Here is a 16,437-nt window from a genome sequence, read left to right as displayed (position 1 = left end):
GGTGGTCAGTGCGTGAGCTCATCGACGAGGGCGCGGACGCGGTCCTCGATGTCGTCGCGGATGGCTTCGACGCCCTCGCGGGATGCGAGGGCAGGGTCGCCGACGGCCCAGTCGTCGTAGCGGACGCCGGGGATGATCGGGCAGACGTCGCCGCAGCCCATCGTGATCACCACGTCGGCGGCACGGACGGCATCGTCGGTGAGGGGCTTGGGGAAGCGTTCGGCGGCCAGGTCGCCTTCGATCTCGGCGAGGATCGAGCGGACGTGCGGATGGATGACGTCCGCGGGAGCAGATCCTGCCGAGCGGGCGACAACCCTGCCGGCGGCGAGCTTGTTGACAAGCGCGGCAGCGAGCTGCGAACGCCCCGCATTGGCCACGCAGACGAACAACACCTGGGGTACAGCGGAGTCGCGGTCGCGCGTGAGGTCGGCGAGTCGCTGACGTGCGAAGCGTTCGGTGAGCGGGACAAGCGCTCCCGTGACTATTGCCGTGCGGGCGAGTGACGTGTACGACTCACGAACGATGCCCAGCACGGTCTCCGGGGCGAGCTCGGGGACCTCGGCGGCGAGCTCATCGGCGAGGTGGGTGATCCGCGCATCGAACTCGGGGTGGCCGGCGCGGCCTTCGGCGTCGCCGTCTTCGCCGGGCGCCGTCATGGTCGCAGGCGCGAAGGAGTCCAGCAGAGCGGTGACGGCGCCCCGGCGGCTGGGGTTGATGCGGTACCAGACCCAGGTGCCGCGCCGTTCGGAGGTGAGCACGTCGACGCCCTTGAGGACCTTCAGATGGTGCGACACGGTGGGCTGTGAGACGTGTGCGAGCTCGGCGAGATCGCACACGCAGGACTCGCCTCGCGGATCGGAAGCGATCGCGGAGAGCATGCGCAGGCGCAGCGGATCCGACAGAGCCTTTAAGGTCGCGGCGACGGTGGACGCCGCCTCGTGGCCGATGGCGTGGGTAGCGACCGGGCTGCAGCTGTCGACGGCGTCGGTGAGCGTGACGTTCATGAGGTGATCCTTTCGCCGGTGTAGGGATCGGTGTGGAACCAAGCGCGCGCCGCCCAGAGGGAGACGTAGACGAGTCCAACGAGGACGGGCACCTCGATGAGAGGGCCGACGACGCCCGCCAGAGCCTGCCCGGAGGCGGCGCCGAAGGTGCCGATGGCGACGGCGATGGCGAGTTCGAAGTTGTTCCCGGCCGCGGTGAAGGCCAGCGTGGTGGAGCGGGCGTAGTTCAGGCCCAGGCTCTTGCCGAGCAGGAGCCCTGCGAACCACATCAGCCCGAAGTAGACCAGCAGTGGCAGCGCGATCCGCGCGACGTCCAGCGGGTTGGCCAGGACCGCATCGCCCTGCAGCGCGAACAGCAGCACGATGGTGAACAGCAGCCCGTACAGCGCCCAGGGGCCGATCACGGGGAGGAACTTCTCCTCGTACCAGGCGCGGCCGCGACGCTTCTCGCCGATCCAGCGGGAAGCGAAGCCGGCGACGAGTGGCACGCCGAGGAAGACCAGCACGTTCAGGGCGATCTGCCAGACCGAGATCTCCAACCCCTGAGTGTCCAGACCCAGCCAGCCGGGCAGGACGGTGAGGTAGAACCAGCCCAGCAGTGAGAAGGCGACCACCTGGAAGACAGAGTTGATCGCGACGAGTACGGCGGTCGCTTCCCGATCGCCGCAGGCGAGGTCGTTCCAGATGACGACCATCGCGATGCAGCGGGCGAGACCGACGATGATCAGCCCCGTGCGGTACTCGGGCAGATCTGGCAGGAAGATCCAGGCGAGGGCGAACATGACCGCAGGGCCGACGAGCCAGTTCAGCACCAGCGAAGACACGAGGAGCTTCTTGTCGCCGGTGACGGCCGCGATCTTGTCGTAGCGGACCTTCGCGAGCACCGGGTACATCATCACCAGCAGCCCGAGCCCGATGGGCACCGAGATGCCGCCGACCTCGAGGTGGCCGAGCAGGTCCGACAGAGCGGGGACGAATCGGCCGAGGAGAAGTCCTGCGACCATGGCGAGCCCGATCCACAGTGGCAGCCACTTGTCGAGGGTGGACAGACGCCGGACGGCGGCGGGAGCGGAAGCTGCGGTTGCGGTGGTCATGCGAGCAGCGCCTCGATCTTCTCGGCGATGACGGGCTTCGGGTGCGCGCCGATGAGGATGTCCGTGCCGGTGCCGTCGCGGAAGAAGCCGAGGGTGGGGATCGACGTGACGCCAGCGGCGGTCACGGTCTCGGGATTCCGATCCGCATCGACCTTGACGATCTTCACTCGTCCGTCGTACTCGGCGGCGAGCTGCTCAAGAAGCGGAGCGACCTGGCGGCACGGACCGCACCAGGTGGCCCAGATGTCGACGACGACAGGGATGTCGGAGTCGAGAACTTCGTCCTCGAACGTGGCGTCGGTGACGGCGGTGAGCGTGCTCATGCGAAGACCTCCTCGGCCTCGATCGGAGCGGCCGGGTCGTTCTCGAGGTTCGAGAGGTAGTGCTGGGCGTCCTGAGCGGCGGCGCAGCCGGTGCCGGCGGCGGTGATCGCCTGCCGGTAGGTGTGATCGACCAGATCGCCGGCCGCGAACACCCCGGGGATGTTCGTGCGGGTGGAAGGATGATCCACTCGGACGAACCCGCCTGCGTCGGTGACGACCTGTCCTGTGACCAACTCCGAGCGGGGGTCGTGGCCGATCGCGACGAAGACACCGGTCGCCGCCAGCTCGCGCTCGGTGCCGGTGACGGTGTCACGGAGGGTGACGGATTCGAGCTTCTCGTCGCCGTTCAGCCGGGCGATCTCGCTGTTCCATGCCACCTCGATCTTCGGGTGGTCAAGCACGCGCTGCGCCATGATCTTCGAAGCGCGGACCTCGCCGCGACGGTGCACGACGGTCACCTTGCATGCGAAACGGGTGAGAAACAGGGCCTCCTCCATCGCGGAGTCCCCGCCGCCGACGACGACGATCTCCTGCTCGCGGAAGAAGAACCCATCGCAGGTGGCGCACCAGGACACGCCTCGGCCGGTGAGTCGCTCCTCATCCGGCAACCCGAGCTTGCGATAGGCGGAGCCCATGGTGAGGATCACCGCACGCGCACGGAACGTCTCACCCGCGCCAGTCACGATGGCCTTGATCGGTCCGTCGAGGTCGACGCTGACTGCGTCGTCGAGGAGGATGCGGGCGCCGAACCGCTCGGCCTGCTGACGCATCGACTCCATCAACTCCGGTCCGTTGACGGCGTCGACGAACCCAGGGAAGTTCTCCACCTCGGTCGTCGTCATCAGCGCACCACCGGTGGTCACCGAACCGGCGATAACGACCGGGGCGAGGTTTGCCCGGGCCGCGTAGATCGCGGCGGTGAAGCCTGCGGGGCCCGATCCGATGATGACCAGCTCAATCTGTTGATTCGACATGAATCTATATTGACATTCTTCAAAGTAAGGCGCAATCGGCGGCGAGACAGTTCACGGACACTGCACCTGGATGCCAAGAAGCGACCTCCCAATCGGGAAGTCGCCCTCTCGTGGGTCGGTCAGACTGCGCCGACGGGCCTTGCGCCGATCTGCGCAGTACGGATGGCGTGCCGCAGCAGCTGGCACCCTCGGCGTCGAAGCCGCCGGCACCGCCGCAGACCCCGGTGTCGGGAAGGACGAGCTCGTTGCGCTCCGCAGCCTCGTGATCTCCGGCAAGGTGAGCTGCGACGCTGCGGACCTGCTCCTAGCCCGTGAGCGCCAGGAAGGTGGGGGCGCGGCCATAAGACTTCGCACCGACGATGAACAGGTCCTTCTCGGGCTGCGCGAGCTGGCGTGCGCCGGTGGCTCCGACGGAGCCGCAGGAGTGGATGTTCGGGTCGATCTCCGAGGCGATGCTGGCCACGGCGTCGAGCACTGGCGAGGATACGGCCATCGCAGCCGTCCTGGTCGACCGTGTGCACAACGAATGGCTGGCCCTTGCGGCCGCTGTCTACGTCTTTGTCGCGCCCCTGCCGCGCGATTCCCGTCACCGTTGTGCCGTAGAGGACGCGGTCACCCAGCACATCGACGAGTGGGGTGAGGTACTCACTCACCCACTCCGCCCCCGTCGGGTAGCCGTTTGCCGGCGCCGTCCCGGTCGGCTCGAGCAGGCGACGCGCTGCAGTGTCGGTGAGCTCCGGCCAGCCTGAGAAGAGGCGTGCATGACCCCACTCGGACACGGCAGCACCAGCGGAGGAGCCACGCTCGACGACCACGTCATCGACGCCACGTTCGGTTAGATGGGCGGCTGCAGCCGGATGGCCAGCCCAAGCCCGTCATCGATCACGATGGCATCCTCGATCAGTTGCTCGATTCTCAGCGTCAGGACGGCGCCTTTGACTACAGGCGCGCAAAGTCCTGAGCGTCCACTCGCCCAGAGCTATCCGAGGAGCATCGAAGGCATCCGCGGGGCCGCCTCGCTGGCTTAGCGGACGAGGCGTGCGATGGCCTGGGATGCTTCAGTGATCTTGGCCTCGGCAATGTCTCCGCCTGCACGTGCGGCGTCGGTGACGCAGTGGCGGAGATGGTCTTCGAGAAGACCGACAGCAACGCCCTGGAGTGAGCTCGTCAGCGCTGAGATCTGGGTGAGGATGTCGATGCAGTACTTCTCCTCGTCGACCATGCGGTGGATGCCGCGGGCTTGTCCTTCGATCCGTTTGAGACGGGCGAGATAGCGGGCTTTGTCGGTGATGTAGCCGTGTTCGCCGTGTTCGCCGTGTTCGCAGGCGGTGTCGGACTCGACCTGGTCGGTCTCGATGGTGTCGGTCATCGTGGTCTCCGGTTCTGGATTGGTTATCGGTTGAGGATCGCGCGGGCCGTGGTTTCCGGGCGAAGGTCGAGTCGCCGCAGGAGCTGCGCGTTGAGGGCAACCACGATGGTGGACAGGGACATCAGGATCGCCCCGACCGACATCGGCAGCACGAACCCGATGGGGGCGAGGACGCCGGCGGCGAGGGGTACGGAGATCAGGTTGTAGCCGGCGGCCCACCAGAGGTTCTGCTTCATCTTCCGGTATGCGGCGCGGGACAGTTCGATGACGGAGAGCACCGAGCGGGGGTCGTCGCTGGCGAGGATGACTCCGGCAGAGGCGATGGCAACGTCCGTGCCGGCGCCGATCGCGAGCCCGACATCGGCCTGGGCGAGGGCGGGGGCGTCATTGACGCCGTCACCGACCATCGCGACCTTGCGTCCCTCGTTCTGGAGCTCCTGCACCTTCGCGGCCTTGTCCTCCGGTCGGACGCCGGCGAAGACACGGTCGATGCCGAGGTCCTCGGCCACGGTGTGCGCGACGGCTTCGGCATCGCCGGTGATCATCACGACCTGCACACCCAGCGCGTGCAGTGCATCGACGGCTTCGCGCGATTCCGACCGCACCTCATCGGCGAGCTTGAGAGCGCCGATCACACGGCCGTCCTGAACCACGTGGAGGATGATCGCACCGTCATTGCGCCACCGCTCGGCAACGGGCAGCTCCTGCGCATCTTCCTCGGTGAGCAGGTGCGGTCCCCCCACCCGTACAACGGTCCCGTCGACGGTCGCGGTGACGCCGACTGCGGGAGAGGAGGTGAAGTCCGAGCTGCGGGGCACGTCGAGGTGACGGTCGGCGGCGGCGCGGACGATGGCCTTGGCGAGCGGGTGTTCACTGTCGGCCTCCGCGGCGGCGGCCAGGGCGAGCACCCGGTCGGTGTCGTTGCCTTCGACGACTGAGACCTCGGAGACGGTCGGTTCGCCCTTGGTGAGGGTGCCTGTCTTGTCGAACAGCACGGTGTCGACGGTGCGCATGCTCTCCAGCGCGAGCCTGTCCTTCACGAGTACGCCACCGCGTGCGGCGCGTTCGGTGGCGATGGAGACGACCAAGGGGATTGCGAGACCGAGTGCGTGGGGGCAAGCGATGACGAGCACCGTGATGGTGCGGATGACGGCATCATCGGGAAGCCCAACGAGCGTCCACACGATCGCCGTGATCACGCCAGCGCCGAGAGCGAACCAGAACAGCCAGCCTGCCGCCGTGTCGGCAAGGCGCTGCGCGCGCGAGGACGAGCTCTGTGCTTCGGTGACCAGGCGTTGGATGCCGGCGAGAGTGGTGTCGTCACCGGTGGCGGTAATCTCCACGCGCAGCCCGGAGTCGGTCGCCACAGTTCCGGCCGTGACCTGGTCATCGATACCGCGCGTCACGGTGCGGGACTCGCCGGTGACCATTGACTCGTCCATCGACGCGCGACCGTCGACGATGCGACCGTCGGCGGGGACGCTGCCCCCGGGGCGAACGATGACGACATCACCGACGACGAGTTCGGCAGGCGAGACCGTCACGACCTGGTCACCTTCGACGCGTTCTGCTTCGTCGGGCAGGAGCGCGGCCAGGGAGTCGAGAGCGGACGTGGTCTGCGCGAGGGACCGCATCTCGATCCAGTGCCCGAGCAGCATGATCACGATGAGGAGCGCGAGCTCCCACCAGAAGTCGAGCTCGTGGTGCAGCAGGCCGAGGCTCGCACCCCAAGAGGCGATGAACGCAACGGTGATGGCGAGTCCGATGAGGAGCATCATCCCGGGCTTGCGGTCGCGGATTTCGCTGACAGCACCGACGAGGAACGGCTTTCCACCCCAGATGTACATCACTGTTCCCAGTACCGGGGACACCCAGGCCAGGCCGGGAATGTCGGGGAGGGTGTAGCCGAGGATCATCGCGAACATGCCCGACAGCGCGACGGTGGGGACGGCGAGGATCAGCATGATCCAGAACAGGCGACGGAACTGTCCGACGTGGTCGCCATGCCCCGCATGACCCCCGTGTCCACCGTGAGCGTCGTGTCCACCATGTGCGTCATGGCCGGCATGCTCGCCGTGACCCTGGTGGCCCATCGGCGCGCCGCTTCCGTGCGGTGCAGTATCGGGACCGTCGTGGTGCACGGCGGTGTCGTGGTGAGGGGTGTGGACGGGGGGGTCTTCTGTGGCCGCGGCGGGGACCGATGGGGTGTGCCCGTGCGCTGCGTGTTCGTGGGTGTGATCAGCGTCGTCGCTGTGTGGCTGGCTCATGAGGCTATCCTCCTCGGAAACGATGAAGCTGTGCGGGGCGATCCGTGTGCCGCCCCGCACAGGTGAAGCGATGTCAGGCTGCGGTCACGTACTTGGCGGGGTCAGCGTCGAACAGGGGGCCGCAGGCGGCGCAGCAGAAGTAATAGCGGGTGCCCTCGTAGTCGCGGTAGAGGCCAGCGGCTTCAGCGTCCGCTTTCACGACGGTGCTGCCGACCATCACGGGGCATTCGGCGAGCTGTTCGGCGGACGGCGCGAGGAGGTCCTTGCGTCCGTCGGCTGGGACAGAGCCGTGGCTGTTGTGGCTGCAGCAGGATCCGGAATCAGACATGTGTGTTCCTCTTTCGTGATTTCAGTGGGTTCCGACGGTTGCGTTCCGCGTCGCATGATCACGCGGTGCGGGCGCGGCGGTCGGGGATGGGTCCGCCGCCTGGCTGCGGAACGTGCGCAGGCGGAGGCTGTTGCCGACGACGAAGACGCTGGAGAACGCCATCGCGGCGCCGGCGAGCATGGGATTGAGCAGACCGAGGGCTGCCAGCGGGATGGCGGCGACGTTGTAGGCGAAGGCCCAGAACAGGTTGCCCTTGATCGTGCCGAGCGTCTTCCGAGACAGACGGATCGCGTCGGCCGCGCTGCGCAGATCGCCGCGGACGAGCGTGATGTCGCTGGCCTCGATCGCCACATCGGTGCCCGTGCCCATGGCCAACCCCAGGTCTGCCTGGGCGAGCGCGGCCGCATCGTTGACGCCGTCTCCGACCATCGCCACGACCTTGCCCTCGCGCTGCAGCCTGGTGACCACGTCGACCTTGTCTTTCGGGAGCACTTCGGCGATGACCTCATCGATGCCGACCTCAGACGCGATCTGCTCGGCCACGGCACGGTTATCTCCGGTGAGGAGCACCGGTGTCAGTCCCAGCGCCTTCAGCTGCCTGATGGCTTCGGTGCTGGTCGGCTTGATGGTGTCCGCGACGATGAGCACACCGCGTGCTTCCCCGTCCCACCCCACGGCGACCGCGGTCTTGCCCTGACGCTCTGCTTCGCTCTTCGCGGCGGCGAGATTCTCGGGAAGGCGCTGGGACCAGTCCTCGAGAAGCGACTCGCGGCCGACAAGGACGGCGTGCCCGTCGACGATGCCCTGCACTCCCTTGCCCTCGATGTTCGCGAAACCCTCGGGTGTCGGAAGCGTGCCGACCTCTTGGACTGCGGCTTTGGCGATGGCCTGCGCGATGGGATGCTCGGAGGCGTCCTCCACCGCACCCGCCAGGCGCAGCAGCTCGCCGCGGTCGACGCCGTCAGCGGTGAACACGCCGGTGAGCGTCATCCGCCCTGTGGTCACCGTCCCGGTCTTATCCAGAACGACGGTGTCCACCCGTCGCGTCGACTCGAGAACTTCCGGACCCTTGATGAGGATGCCCATCTGCGCGCCGCGGCCCGTGCCCACCAGCAGTGCGGTGGGCGTGGCAAGGCCCAGGGCGCACGGGCAGGCGATGATCAGCACCGCGACCGCGGCGGTGAACGCCGCCGCGGCAGGGAATCCCGCGCCGAGCCAAGCGCCCAGCGTGGCGATGGCGATCGCGATGACAATGGGCACGAAGATACCCGACACCCGGTCGGCGAGGCGCTGCACCTCGGCCTTGCCCGATTGGGCGTCCTCGACGAGCTTCGCCATCTGCGCCAACTGGGTGTCCGACCCGACCCTCGTCGCCCGGATGACGAGCCGGCCACCGGCATTGACCGTCGCCCCCGTGACGGAGTCTCCTTCGCCGACCTCGACCGGCACGGATTCACCGGTGAGCATGGACGCGTCGACCGCGGAGGTGCCGGAGACGATCACACCATCGGTGGCGATCTTCTCGCCGGGCCGTACGACGAACTCGTCGCCCTCTCGCAGGTCCGCGATGGGAATGCGGGTCTCGGCGCCGGCGCGAAGCACAGCAACATCCTTCGCTCCCAGCTCCAACAGCGCGCGCAGGGCGGCGCCCGCCTGCCGTTTCGCCTTCTTCTCGAAGTAGCGTCCGGCGAGGATGAACATCGTCACCGCGGCACCCACTTCGAGGTAGATGTTCGCCGCCCCGTCCGACGGTGCCACGGTGAGCTCGAACGGGTGGGTCATCCCGGGGACGCCGGCCGTGCCGAAGAACAGCGCGTAGAGCGACCACAGTAAGGCGGCTATCGTCCCCATCGAGATGAGCGTGTCCATGGTCGCCGCACCGTGCCGGAGATTCGTCCACGCTGCCTTGTGGAAAGGCCAGGCCGCCCAAACGATGACGGGGCCGGCCAGGGCGAGTGAGAGCCACTGCCAGTAAGTGAACTGCAATGCGGGGATCATCGACATCGCAATCACAGGAAGGGTCAGCACGATGGAAGCGATCAAACGGTTCCGCAGGCTCACCAGCTCCCTATCCGGAGCGTCCTCACCGTCGACTACCGCGGACGGCTCCGGTGAGGGAAGGGCGGCCGTGTAGCCGGTCTTCTCCACCTCGGCGATCAGCAGCGCCGGGTCGAACCCGTTCGGTGCGGTGACCTTCGCCTTCTCCGTCGCATAGTTCACGGTGGCGGTGACACCGTCCAGCTTGTTGAGCTTCTTCTCGATGCGCATCGCGCACGACGCGCAGGTCATCCCGCCGATCTCCAGCTCCACGCTGGACGCGGCTGCTGACTGCGTATCCGTCATGATGTCTCCTCGATCCTTCTTGCAACTCGATGCGCACTGAGCGGGTCAGTGCCCGTCGTGCTCGGCGTCGTCTTCGGTGTCCGCCTGGTCGCCGGTGGCGGGGGTCGCCTCGAGTACGAACTGTGCGGTGTGGACCTGTCCGTCGACCTGGAAGTCCAGGTACAGCAGGTAGCGGCCGGTGGTGGGTGTCTCGGCGGTGAATTCCACCTCGGGGCCGGCCAGATCGCCCGGCTGTGGTTCCTCGCCGCGCGCGTGCACATGCAGATACGCCAGGTCGCCATCGCGCAGGGCAACGAGGTGGCCGAACGCACCGAGGTACGGCTCCAGCACCGTGACGGGTTCCCCGTCCCGAGAGACCTTGACAGTCAGTTCGCTTCCAGTTCCGGCGACCAGGTCGCCGCTGACGGTCACGTCGAAGCCGTCGACCGTGTCGCTTGTCTTGACGGCGACCTCGGGCTCCGGTGTCAGCTGCCCCGCCACATCGACGGTGCGGGAGAGCGTGGCGCTCACCCCCTCAGAGGTGAAGTCCGCATACAGCCGGTACGTTCCCGCGGTATCCCAGGACCATGGCAGCGACCAGACCCCGGTCCTCGGGTCGAGTTCGGGGTGCACGTGACGGTATTCACGCCCGTCGTTGCGGACCACGATCAGGTGCAACTGCTTATCGTGGGCCTCGTCGAAATCGGTGATCGGGACACCTGAGGGATCGCGGATGTCGAAGGAGAGTTCACCGTCCGTCTCGACGTTCGCCGGCGCCTGTACGGGGCTCATTGTGAATCCCGATGCCGCGCTCATCACTCCACTCACCCCCATCTCCTGATCGTCTTTCGTGCCAGCAGCATCCTCGGGCGCTTGCGCGTCATGCGAGGAATGCCCGGCGTCCGCCCATGCGGTCACCGTGCTGTCGGGCACGAGTGCGCCCGCGGCGGCGAAGGCGGCGCCGAAGACAACGACAAGGCCCGCGCCGTAGAGGCCGAGGCGGCCCGGGGCGTTCATGAGAGTCGGACCGCCTCGTACCCGGCCTCATCGACGGCCGCGAGCACGGCCGCGTCATCCACTGCGGAACTCGTCGTGACGAGAAGCCGGCCGGTCTGCGCACTCACTTCGATGTTCTCGACGCCGGGGACCTGGCTGACCTCGCCGCGAACAGCGACCTCGCAGTGGCCGCAGCTCATCCCGCTCACCTGGTACTCGCTCGTGCTCATGATGGCTTCCTTCCCTCGATTCGGAATACCCCGGTAGGGTACTGGTATGCCTAACCATATACCCACCCAGGGTATTCCGGTCAAGGGGGTGAAGGGAGCTTCTCATGGATAAGACCAGCTCGGATGTGCTCATCGTCGGCGCGGGCGCCGCGGGTCATTCTGCGGCGGTCACGTTGCGGCGCAGCGGTTTCGACGGGTCGATCCGGATCGTGCATGCGGAGCCGTTCGCCCCGTACAACCGCACGCTGGTGACCAAGGGCATCCTTCGTGGCCTGCTCACCCCGGAGCAATCCGCGCTGCCTGCCTTGGACTCGATCGATGTCGAGACGATCCCCGGCAGCGCTGTCGGGATGGAAGAGCGGGGCATCTTGCTGCACGATGGCAGACGGCTGATATTCGCAACGGCTGTCGTGGCGACCGGCGCCGCCCCGCGTCCCCTGCAGGCGACAGGCGTCAGCGAGGGGGTCTTCACGCTGCACAGCGCGTCCGACGCGCTACGCATCCGAGGGCATGCGGGTCCGACGTTCGAAAGGCGGGTTGTCACTGTCCTCGGTGCCGGGCTGGTCGGAGCAGAAGCAGCAAGCTACCTTGTGAGCGCTGGTGCCAGAGTGCATCTCGTCGCGCGCTCCGAAATCCCCTTGGCGCACAGCCTCGGGTTGCCGATCGCCACCCGGCTCCGCGATCTGCACGCTGCGCACACGGAGTTCCATCCAGGCCGGACAGTGCGCTCCATCTCGGCTTCCGGAAGCGGGGGTGACGTACTCCTCGATGATGGGACATCTGTATCGTCAGACGTGATCGTCCTCGCCCAGGGAACAGTTCCGGCTGTCTCATGGATCCGCTCAGACGGTGCCGCGATCGAGGTCGATGACCGGCTCCGTGCCAGGACGATCCCGGCAGTGTATGCGGCCGGTGGGGTCGCCGCTCATGTCGGTCCCGACGGTTCGCTCTATCGTATGGATCATTGGGATGATGCGGTGGCACAAGGGGCTCACGCCGCCCGAGCGCTGCTTCATGATCTGCACGGCGGGGACGATCCTGGCCCGTACCGGCACGTTTCCGGGTTCACGGTGAATGTGCACGGCGTCACGCTGAGTGGAGCGGGCGTCGTCTTGCCGCAGGCGACCGCGGAAACGACGTCATCGGCCGGCGGCGGCCTCGTCTCGACCTTCAGGACCGCCGACGGCAAGAGGGCGGGTGCTGTCGGGTGGTCAGCGGCAAGGGAAATCCTGGCGGTCAAGCACGAGCTGGCAGGCGGCTTCTGAGTGTGCACAGGATCGATGTCGGGCACACAGGCGGCGGTGCTAGCGTCGTGAGGAACAGGAAGGATCGAGGATGCAGGTGACGGTTCGCGCCACAAGCCCGCAGTTGTCGCTGCGCACCCTGCTGATGCTCGGCACCGCGGCCGTCCTGATCATCGTCGGCCTCCTGGGCATGCACACCTTCACCGCGGAACCTGCCGGGCACGGCTCCTCGGGCGTCGCCCATTCCGCATCGACAGTCGCTCACGTTCCGGACGCCACGGCGAGCCTCGACGACGGTGGTGCCGCTGCCTGCGACGGGCCGTGCCACGTGACCACCGGACAAGGGCAGGGTCACGACGACATGGTCACCGCCTGCGTACTCGCGTTGCTGGCCGGCCTTCTGCTCCTCGTCCCACCGACGTTTGCCCGACGCTCCGGCATCTCCCTTCGCGAGGTGACCAGCTGGTTGCGGTGGGAAGCGACCGATGCCCTCCCTCGTGGCCCCTCGTTGACGGTTCTTTCGATCAGTCGAACTTGAGTATTCGCACGCCGACCCAACTGTGGGCGGCCCTGCGGCGCCCGTTGGCGCCGCCGCTTCAGCGAACTCTCATACGACTTACGAAGGAACGACCATGAACAAGAAGATCCCCCTCGCACTCAGCACCGGCGCTCTCACCCTCGCCCTGGTACTGACCGGCTGCGCCGACACCGGCACCGCGCCGTCCGGTACCAGCAGCTCACCGTCCGCGTCGACGTCCTCGTCGGCCTCAACCGAGGCTGACGAGATGTTCGTCACGATGATGATCCCTCATCATGAGCAGGCCATCGAGATGTCGGACATTCTGCTGGCCAAGGACGGCGCGGACCCGCGGGTGGTCGAGCTCGCCGAACAGATCAAGGCGGCGCAGGGCCCGGAGATCGACAAGATGCTCGGGTGGCTCGAGGACTGGGGTGTGGAGTACGACCCCGATTCGATGGGCGGCATGGACCACGGCTCCATGGGCGGCGACGACAGCATGATGTCCGAAGAGGACATGACCATGTTGGAAGACGCCGACGCGACCGAGGCCAGCCGTTTGTTCCTCGAGCAGATGATCGTGCACCACGAAGGCGCCGTCGACATGGCACAGACGGCGCTTGACGACGCGCAGAACCCGGACGTCCTCGAGCTCGCGCAACAGGTGATCGATGACCAGACGGCGGAGATCGCCACGATGAAGGACCTCCTCGGAGAACTGTAGAACCACGCGGGGCGGGCCGATTCCCGAACGACCCGCCCTGCGTTTCCCGCGCGATCGCCCCGCGCGAAGACCGACCCCGCGGCGCGCTCCCTGCTGCCCGCGTCACAAGCCTGGCCACCCTCCTGGCCGCTACCCGGAAACCATCATGAAACGATCATTTCTTCTCGCCGCCGCAACCATCCCCGTGCTGACGCTCGTCATTACGGGCTGTACTGCCGCGCAGTCCGACGAGCCCGATGCGACACCCCGCATCGACCACATCCACGGCATCGCCGAAGACCCCCGCGGTGACGATCTGCTCGTCGCCACGCACAACGGCATCTTCACCGTCACACCGGACGGGAACGTCTCCGGACCCGTCGGCGGCCATGACTTCGATGCCATGGGATTCACTGTCACCGGCGACACCCTGTTCGCCTCCGGACACCCCGGAGAGCAAACCCCGGCCGAGCTGGGATCCCCGAACCTCGGCATCATCCGTAGCGATGACTATGGCCTCAACTGGTCGCCCATCGCCCTGAACGGAACAACCGACTTCCACGTCCTCACCGCCAGCCCCGACGGAACCCTGTACGGCATCGCTTCCAGCCAAATCGACCTGCTCTCCAGCACCGACAACGGAACGAACTGGACCACCCATGCCCCTCTAGCGGCAGCCGACCTCGCCGCCACAGAGTCCGGGCTCTATGCCGCCACCGAAGAAGGACTGCTCGTCAGCACCGACGGTGGCGACACCTTCACCCCCGTCCCCGAATCACCCCTGCTCTACGCCCTCGTAGCACGCACAGACGGCACACTCGTCGGCGCCGGCACCGACGGGGTCCTCTGGGCCCAAGATCAGAACGGGACGTGGCAGCAGCTGGGGCCACTCGACGGAGCCGTTCAAGCCCTCAGCACCATCGATGACCGCATCATCCTCGTCGATGACCGAGGCATCGTTGGTGTCACTGTCGACGGCTTCACCGTCCTCAGCCCGGCCCGGTAACCGCAGCCCACTCACGAATCCACCATGAACGAACACAAGAATCCGTTCCGGAACTTCGTCTTCTTCATCACCGCGGCAACGATCGCCGTCGTCCTCCTCGCCTTCGCCACCTACCTCGCGATTGGAGCGATCCTCTGATGTCGCCGGACGCACGATTCGATCCGCTCCGCCTGTCCGCGCTCAGCCATCGTTCCGCACCGAGCAGGCCGCCACCTCGCCCGTCGCGTGCGTACCGACTGCACCGCCGACTTGTGCGGTTAGGGATTGTGCTCCTGGCAGCCGGACCCGCGCTCGTCCTGATCCATCTGAGCACCGATACACAATACGGAAGCCACAATGGCACTTGGTGGACGTACACGGTGGCGAGCTACGACGTCGCCATCATCACCACGATCATCGGGGTAGCACTGGTCTGGCGATCGCCGCCGGCCTCCGATGAACGGCGTGAATGACTGGCCGAATCGCGGCGTCAAGAGACAGGGACATCCCAACGTCTCATGACCTTGTCGATCTCGACGAGGCCGGCGAAGCGGGCAACGTCGCGTCCACCCATGACGCGGTTCCGAGCGAGCTTCGCCGGGAACTGCTTCAGGGGAGGGATCTCGGTCTCGTGTTGCGGCGAGGGTCTGGCGTTGAGCCTGGACGGTCGCCGCTAGCGCACGCCGGAACGGAGCCACTGATCGTGTAGCAGTTGGCTCATCGCCACGCGTGGTGTCAGGTCACCGTGTCGAGCTCCACGCCGTAGTCATCGGCGTTCTGCGTTATCGGCACGAATATCGAATCATCCCCGGCGTACTCAGCGAGCTCCGGCGGGCAATCGAGATCGCCGATCGAGAGCGCACGTTCAGGTGGCAAGAGATGGGCTTGTTCGAAGCCCTTGCCCGAGGGTCGACGATTCGGTAGCCGTCAGCGAGACTGGCGGAGATCGAGGCCGAGGGCAGACTCGGACCGCAGATCATCGGCCCCTCGATTGCGGGGCATCCAGCTCAAGAAGGGCGGTATCCATGACCGACGCATCCACTCCCCCAAGCGACACCGTCAACGATCTGACCAACCCACCCGTGCCGCCGGGAGCCTTGTTGCTGGAGCTCGTGCCGGTTCCGGTCACCGACATCGAACGAGCAAAGACCTTCTACCGAGACCAGCTCGGCTTTCGGCTCGACGTCGACATCAACCCAGAGCCCGGCGTCCGCATCGTCCAGCTCACGCCACCGGGTTCGGCATGCTCGATCACCCTGGCCGAGGGCCTGCCCACGCTCGACATGCCTCCGGGGACCCTGCGAGGGCTGCACCTGGTGGTCGCCGACATCGAGGCATCTCGTGCCGAACTGGTCGAGCGCGGCGTCGAGATCAGCGAGGTCGAGGACCTCGGCGGAGTGTTCTACGCCTTCTTCGCCGACCCCGACGGCAACACCTGGTGCCTGCAGCACATGCCCTGGCGATAGCTACGACGCCGGCGAGGGCGCCGGGGTCGGTTTGATGCGGCGGGTCGGCACACGCAGGAGGACGAGCGCGACAAGGTAGATGCCGCCGACGACGATCGCGATGTCGGCGACGTTGCCGATGAACAGATCGAAGTAGCCGATGAAGTCGATGACGCCACCGCGTGCCAGGCGGTCAGCGGCATGACTGATCGCACCGCCGAGGACCAGGCCCAGCCCGATTGCCCACCAGAGCGATCCCACCCGCCACAGGTAGACCGTGATGGCGACCGCGGCGGCAGCGGCGAGGAGTCCGAGCAGCCAGGTGAAGTCGGTGCCGAGGGAGAACGCGGCGCCACGGTTGACGGTGAGTTGGAACTCGAGAACCGGTGGCAGGACGTCCTTCGATTCTCCGCCCGAGAGCGCAGAGGCGGCCCAGATCTTGGTCCATTGGTCGACGGCGACGACGACCGCTGCGATGGCCAGCCCGGCGAGGAAGGACCAGCGCACTCCCGAGCGTCGGTTCGTGGTCGGTGACGTCACTGTGCAGTTCCCTCTTCGTGCGATAGCTCGTGCCGGGCCGGTTTTCGGTTACCGGCTTCACCAGACTATTCGCTGGGCTATGGCCGAGAGGTCAGG

At 66.8% G+C, this 16,437-nt stretch carries 16 protein-coding genes and 1 pseudogene; 5 read left to right on the top strand and 12 right to left on the bottom strand.

Annotation, left to right across the window (positions count from 1 at the left end):
* Window positions 1–5: 5 nt before the first annotated feature.
* From AB0300_RS12950 to AB0300_RS12900, 11 genes and pseudogenes are all read right to left on the bottom strand, one after another.
* Window positions 6–1,004 carry a metalloregulator ArsR/SmtB family transcription factor gene (locus tag AB0300_RS12950; RefSeq protein WP_029266212.1) on the bottom strand — a complete coding sequence of 333 codons (999 nt, stop codon included), beginning with the start codon at window positions 1,002–1,004 and terminating at the stop codon, window positions 6–8.
* Window positions 1,001–2,098, bottom strand: coding sequence for an ACR3 family arsenite efflux transporter (gene arsB / locus AB0300_RS12945; protein ID WP_029266210.1), 1,098 nt, complete (start codon window positions 2,096–2,098; stop codon window positions 1,001–1,003). The genes AB0300_RS12950 and arsB overlap by 4 nt, the downstream gene beginning before the upstream one ends.
* Entirely contained in the window at window positions 2,095–2,421 is a 327-nt protein-coding gene (gene trxA, locus AB0300_RS12940; RefSeq protein ID WP_029266209.1) for a thioredoxin, read from the bottom strand. The genes arsB and trxA overlap by 4 nt, the downstream gene beginning before the upstream one ends.
* Window positions 2,418–3,395, bottom strand: a complete 978-nt coding sequence (gene trxB / locus AB0300_RS12935) for a thioredoxin-disulfide reductase (RefSeq protein ID WP_029266208.1) — start codon at window positions 3,393–3,395, stop codon at window positions 2,418–2,420. Before trxB ends, trxA begins: the two co-directional genes overlap by 4 nt.
* 119 nt (window positions 3,396–3,514) lie before the next feature.
* Window positions 3,515–4,210: pseudogene (locus AB0300_RS12930) on the bottom strand (hypothetical protein).
* A 209-nt stretch (window positions 4,211–4,419) separates the two neighbouring features.
* A complete protein-coding gene (locus tag AB0300_RS12925; protein WP_029266204.1) occupies window positions 4,420–4,764 on the bottom strand; it encodes a metal-sensitive transcriptional regulator in 345 nt (114 codons plus the stop codon).
* Window positions 4,765–4,787: 23 nt separating this feature from the next.
* Window positions 4,788–6,857: a heavy metal translocating P-type ATPase gene (locus AB0300_RS12920; protein ID WP_231479864.1), complete on the bottom strand. Its 2,070-nt coding sequence runs from the start codon at window positions 6,855–6,857 to the stop codon at window positions 4,788–4,790.
* A 247-nt stretch (window positions 6,858–7,104) separates the two neighbouring features.
* Window positions 7,105–7,359, bottom strand: coding sequence for a YHS domain-containing protein (locus tag AB0300_RS12915; RefSeq protein ID WP_029266198.1), 255 nt, complete (start codon window positions 7,357–7,359; stop codon window positions 7,105–7,107).
* Between the two features lie 21 nt (window positions 7,360–7,380).
* Window positions 7,381–9,702 (bottom strand): heavy metal translocating P-type ATPase, encoded by a 2,322-nt coding sequence (locus AB0300_RS12910; protein ID WP_029266196.1) that lies wholly within the window; start codon window positions 9,700–9,702, stop codon window positions 7,381–7,383.
* Between the two features lie 45 nt (window positions 9,703–9,747).
* The gene (locus AB0300_RS12905; RefSeq protein WP_029266194.1) at window positions 9,748–10,698 is read right to left on the bottom strand and encodes a hypothetical protein; all 951 of its coding nucleotides are present in this window, start codon (window positions 10,696–10,698) and stop codon (window positions 9,748–9,750) included.
* Window positions 10,695–10,907 carry a heavy metal-associated domain-containing protein gene (locus AB0300_RS12900; protein ID WP_029266192.1) on the bottom strand — a complete coding sequence of 71 codons (213 nt, stop codon included), beginning with the start codon at window positions 10,905–10,907 and terminating at the stop codon, window positions 10,695–10,697. Before AB0300_RS12900 ends, AB0300_RS12905 begins: the two co-directional genes overlap by 4 nt.
* 104 nt (window positions 10,908–11,011) lie before the next feature.
* On the opposite strand from AB0300_RS12900, the gene AB0300_RS12895 reads away from it, so the two are divergent.
* The 5 genes from AB0300_RS12895 to AB0300_RS12875 all read left to right on the top strand — a co-directional run bounded on the left by AB0300_RS12895 (window position 11,012) and on the right by AB0300_RS12875 (window position 15,822).
* Window positions 11,012–12,172 carry an FAD-dependent oxidoreductase gene (locus tag AB0300_RS12895; RefSeq protein WP_366216138.1) on the top strand — a complete coding sequence of 387 codons (1,161 nt, stop codon included), beginning with the start codon at window positions 11,012–11,014 and terminating at the stop codon, window positions 12,170–12,172.
* A gap of 70 nt (window positions 12,173–12,242) precedes the next feature.
* On the top strand, window positions 12,243–12,689 hold the full coding sequence (locus tag AB0300_RS12890) for a DUF6153 family protein (protein ID WP_029266188.1): 447 nt from the start codon (window positions 12,243–12,245) through the stop codon (window positions 12,687–12,689).
* 94 nt (window positions 12,690–12,783) lie between these two features.
* Window positions 12,784–13,392 (top strand): DUF305 domain-containing protein, encoded by a 609-nt coding sequence (locus AB0300_RS12885; RefSeq protein ID WP_029266186.1) that lies wholly within the window; start codon window positions 12,784–12,786, stop codon window positions 13,390–13,392.
* 145 nt (window positions 13,393–13,537) lie between these two features.
* Window positions 13,538–14,377, top strand: coding sequence for a F510_1955 family glycosylhydrolase (locus tag AB0300_RS12880; protein ID WP_029266184.1), 840 nt, complete (start codon window positions 13,538–13,540; stop codon window positions 14,375–14,377).
* 1,004 nt (window positions 14,378–15,381) lie between these two features.
* Complete coding sequence (locus AB0300_RS12875; RefSeq protein ID WP_036331298.1) at window positions 15,382–15,822, top strand: VOC family protein; 441 nt, start codon at window positions 15,382–15,384, stop codon at window positions 15,820–15,822.
* Here AB0300_RS12875 and lspA read toward each other — a convergent pair whose 3' ends face one another.
* Entirely contained in the window at window positions 15,823–16,341 is a 519-nt protein-coding gene (lspA, locus tag AB0300_RS12870) for a signal peptidase II (protein ID WP_081859717.1), read from the bottom strand. It lies immediately after the preceding gene.
* Window positions 16,342–16,437 lie beyond the last annotated feature (96 nt).

It is taken from the genome of Microbacterium sp. NPDC078814, from assembly GCF_040702645.1.
Classification (GTDB): domain Bacteria; phylum Actinomycetota; class Actinomycetes; order Actinomycetales; family Microbacteriaceae; genus Microbacterium.
Note: the sequence above shows the minus strand (reverse complement) of the source record. Positions and strands in the feature narration are given on the sequence as shown.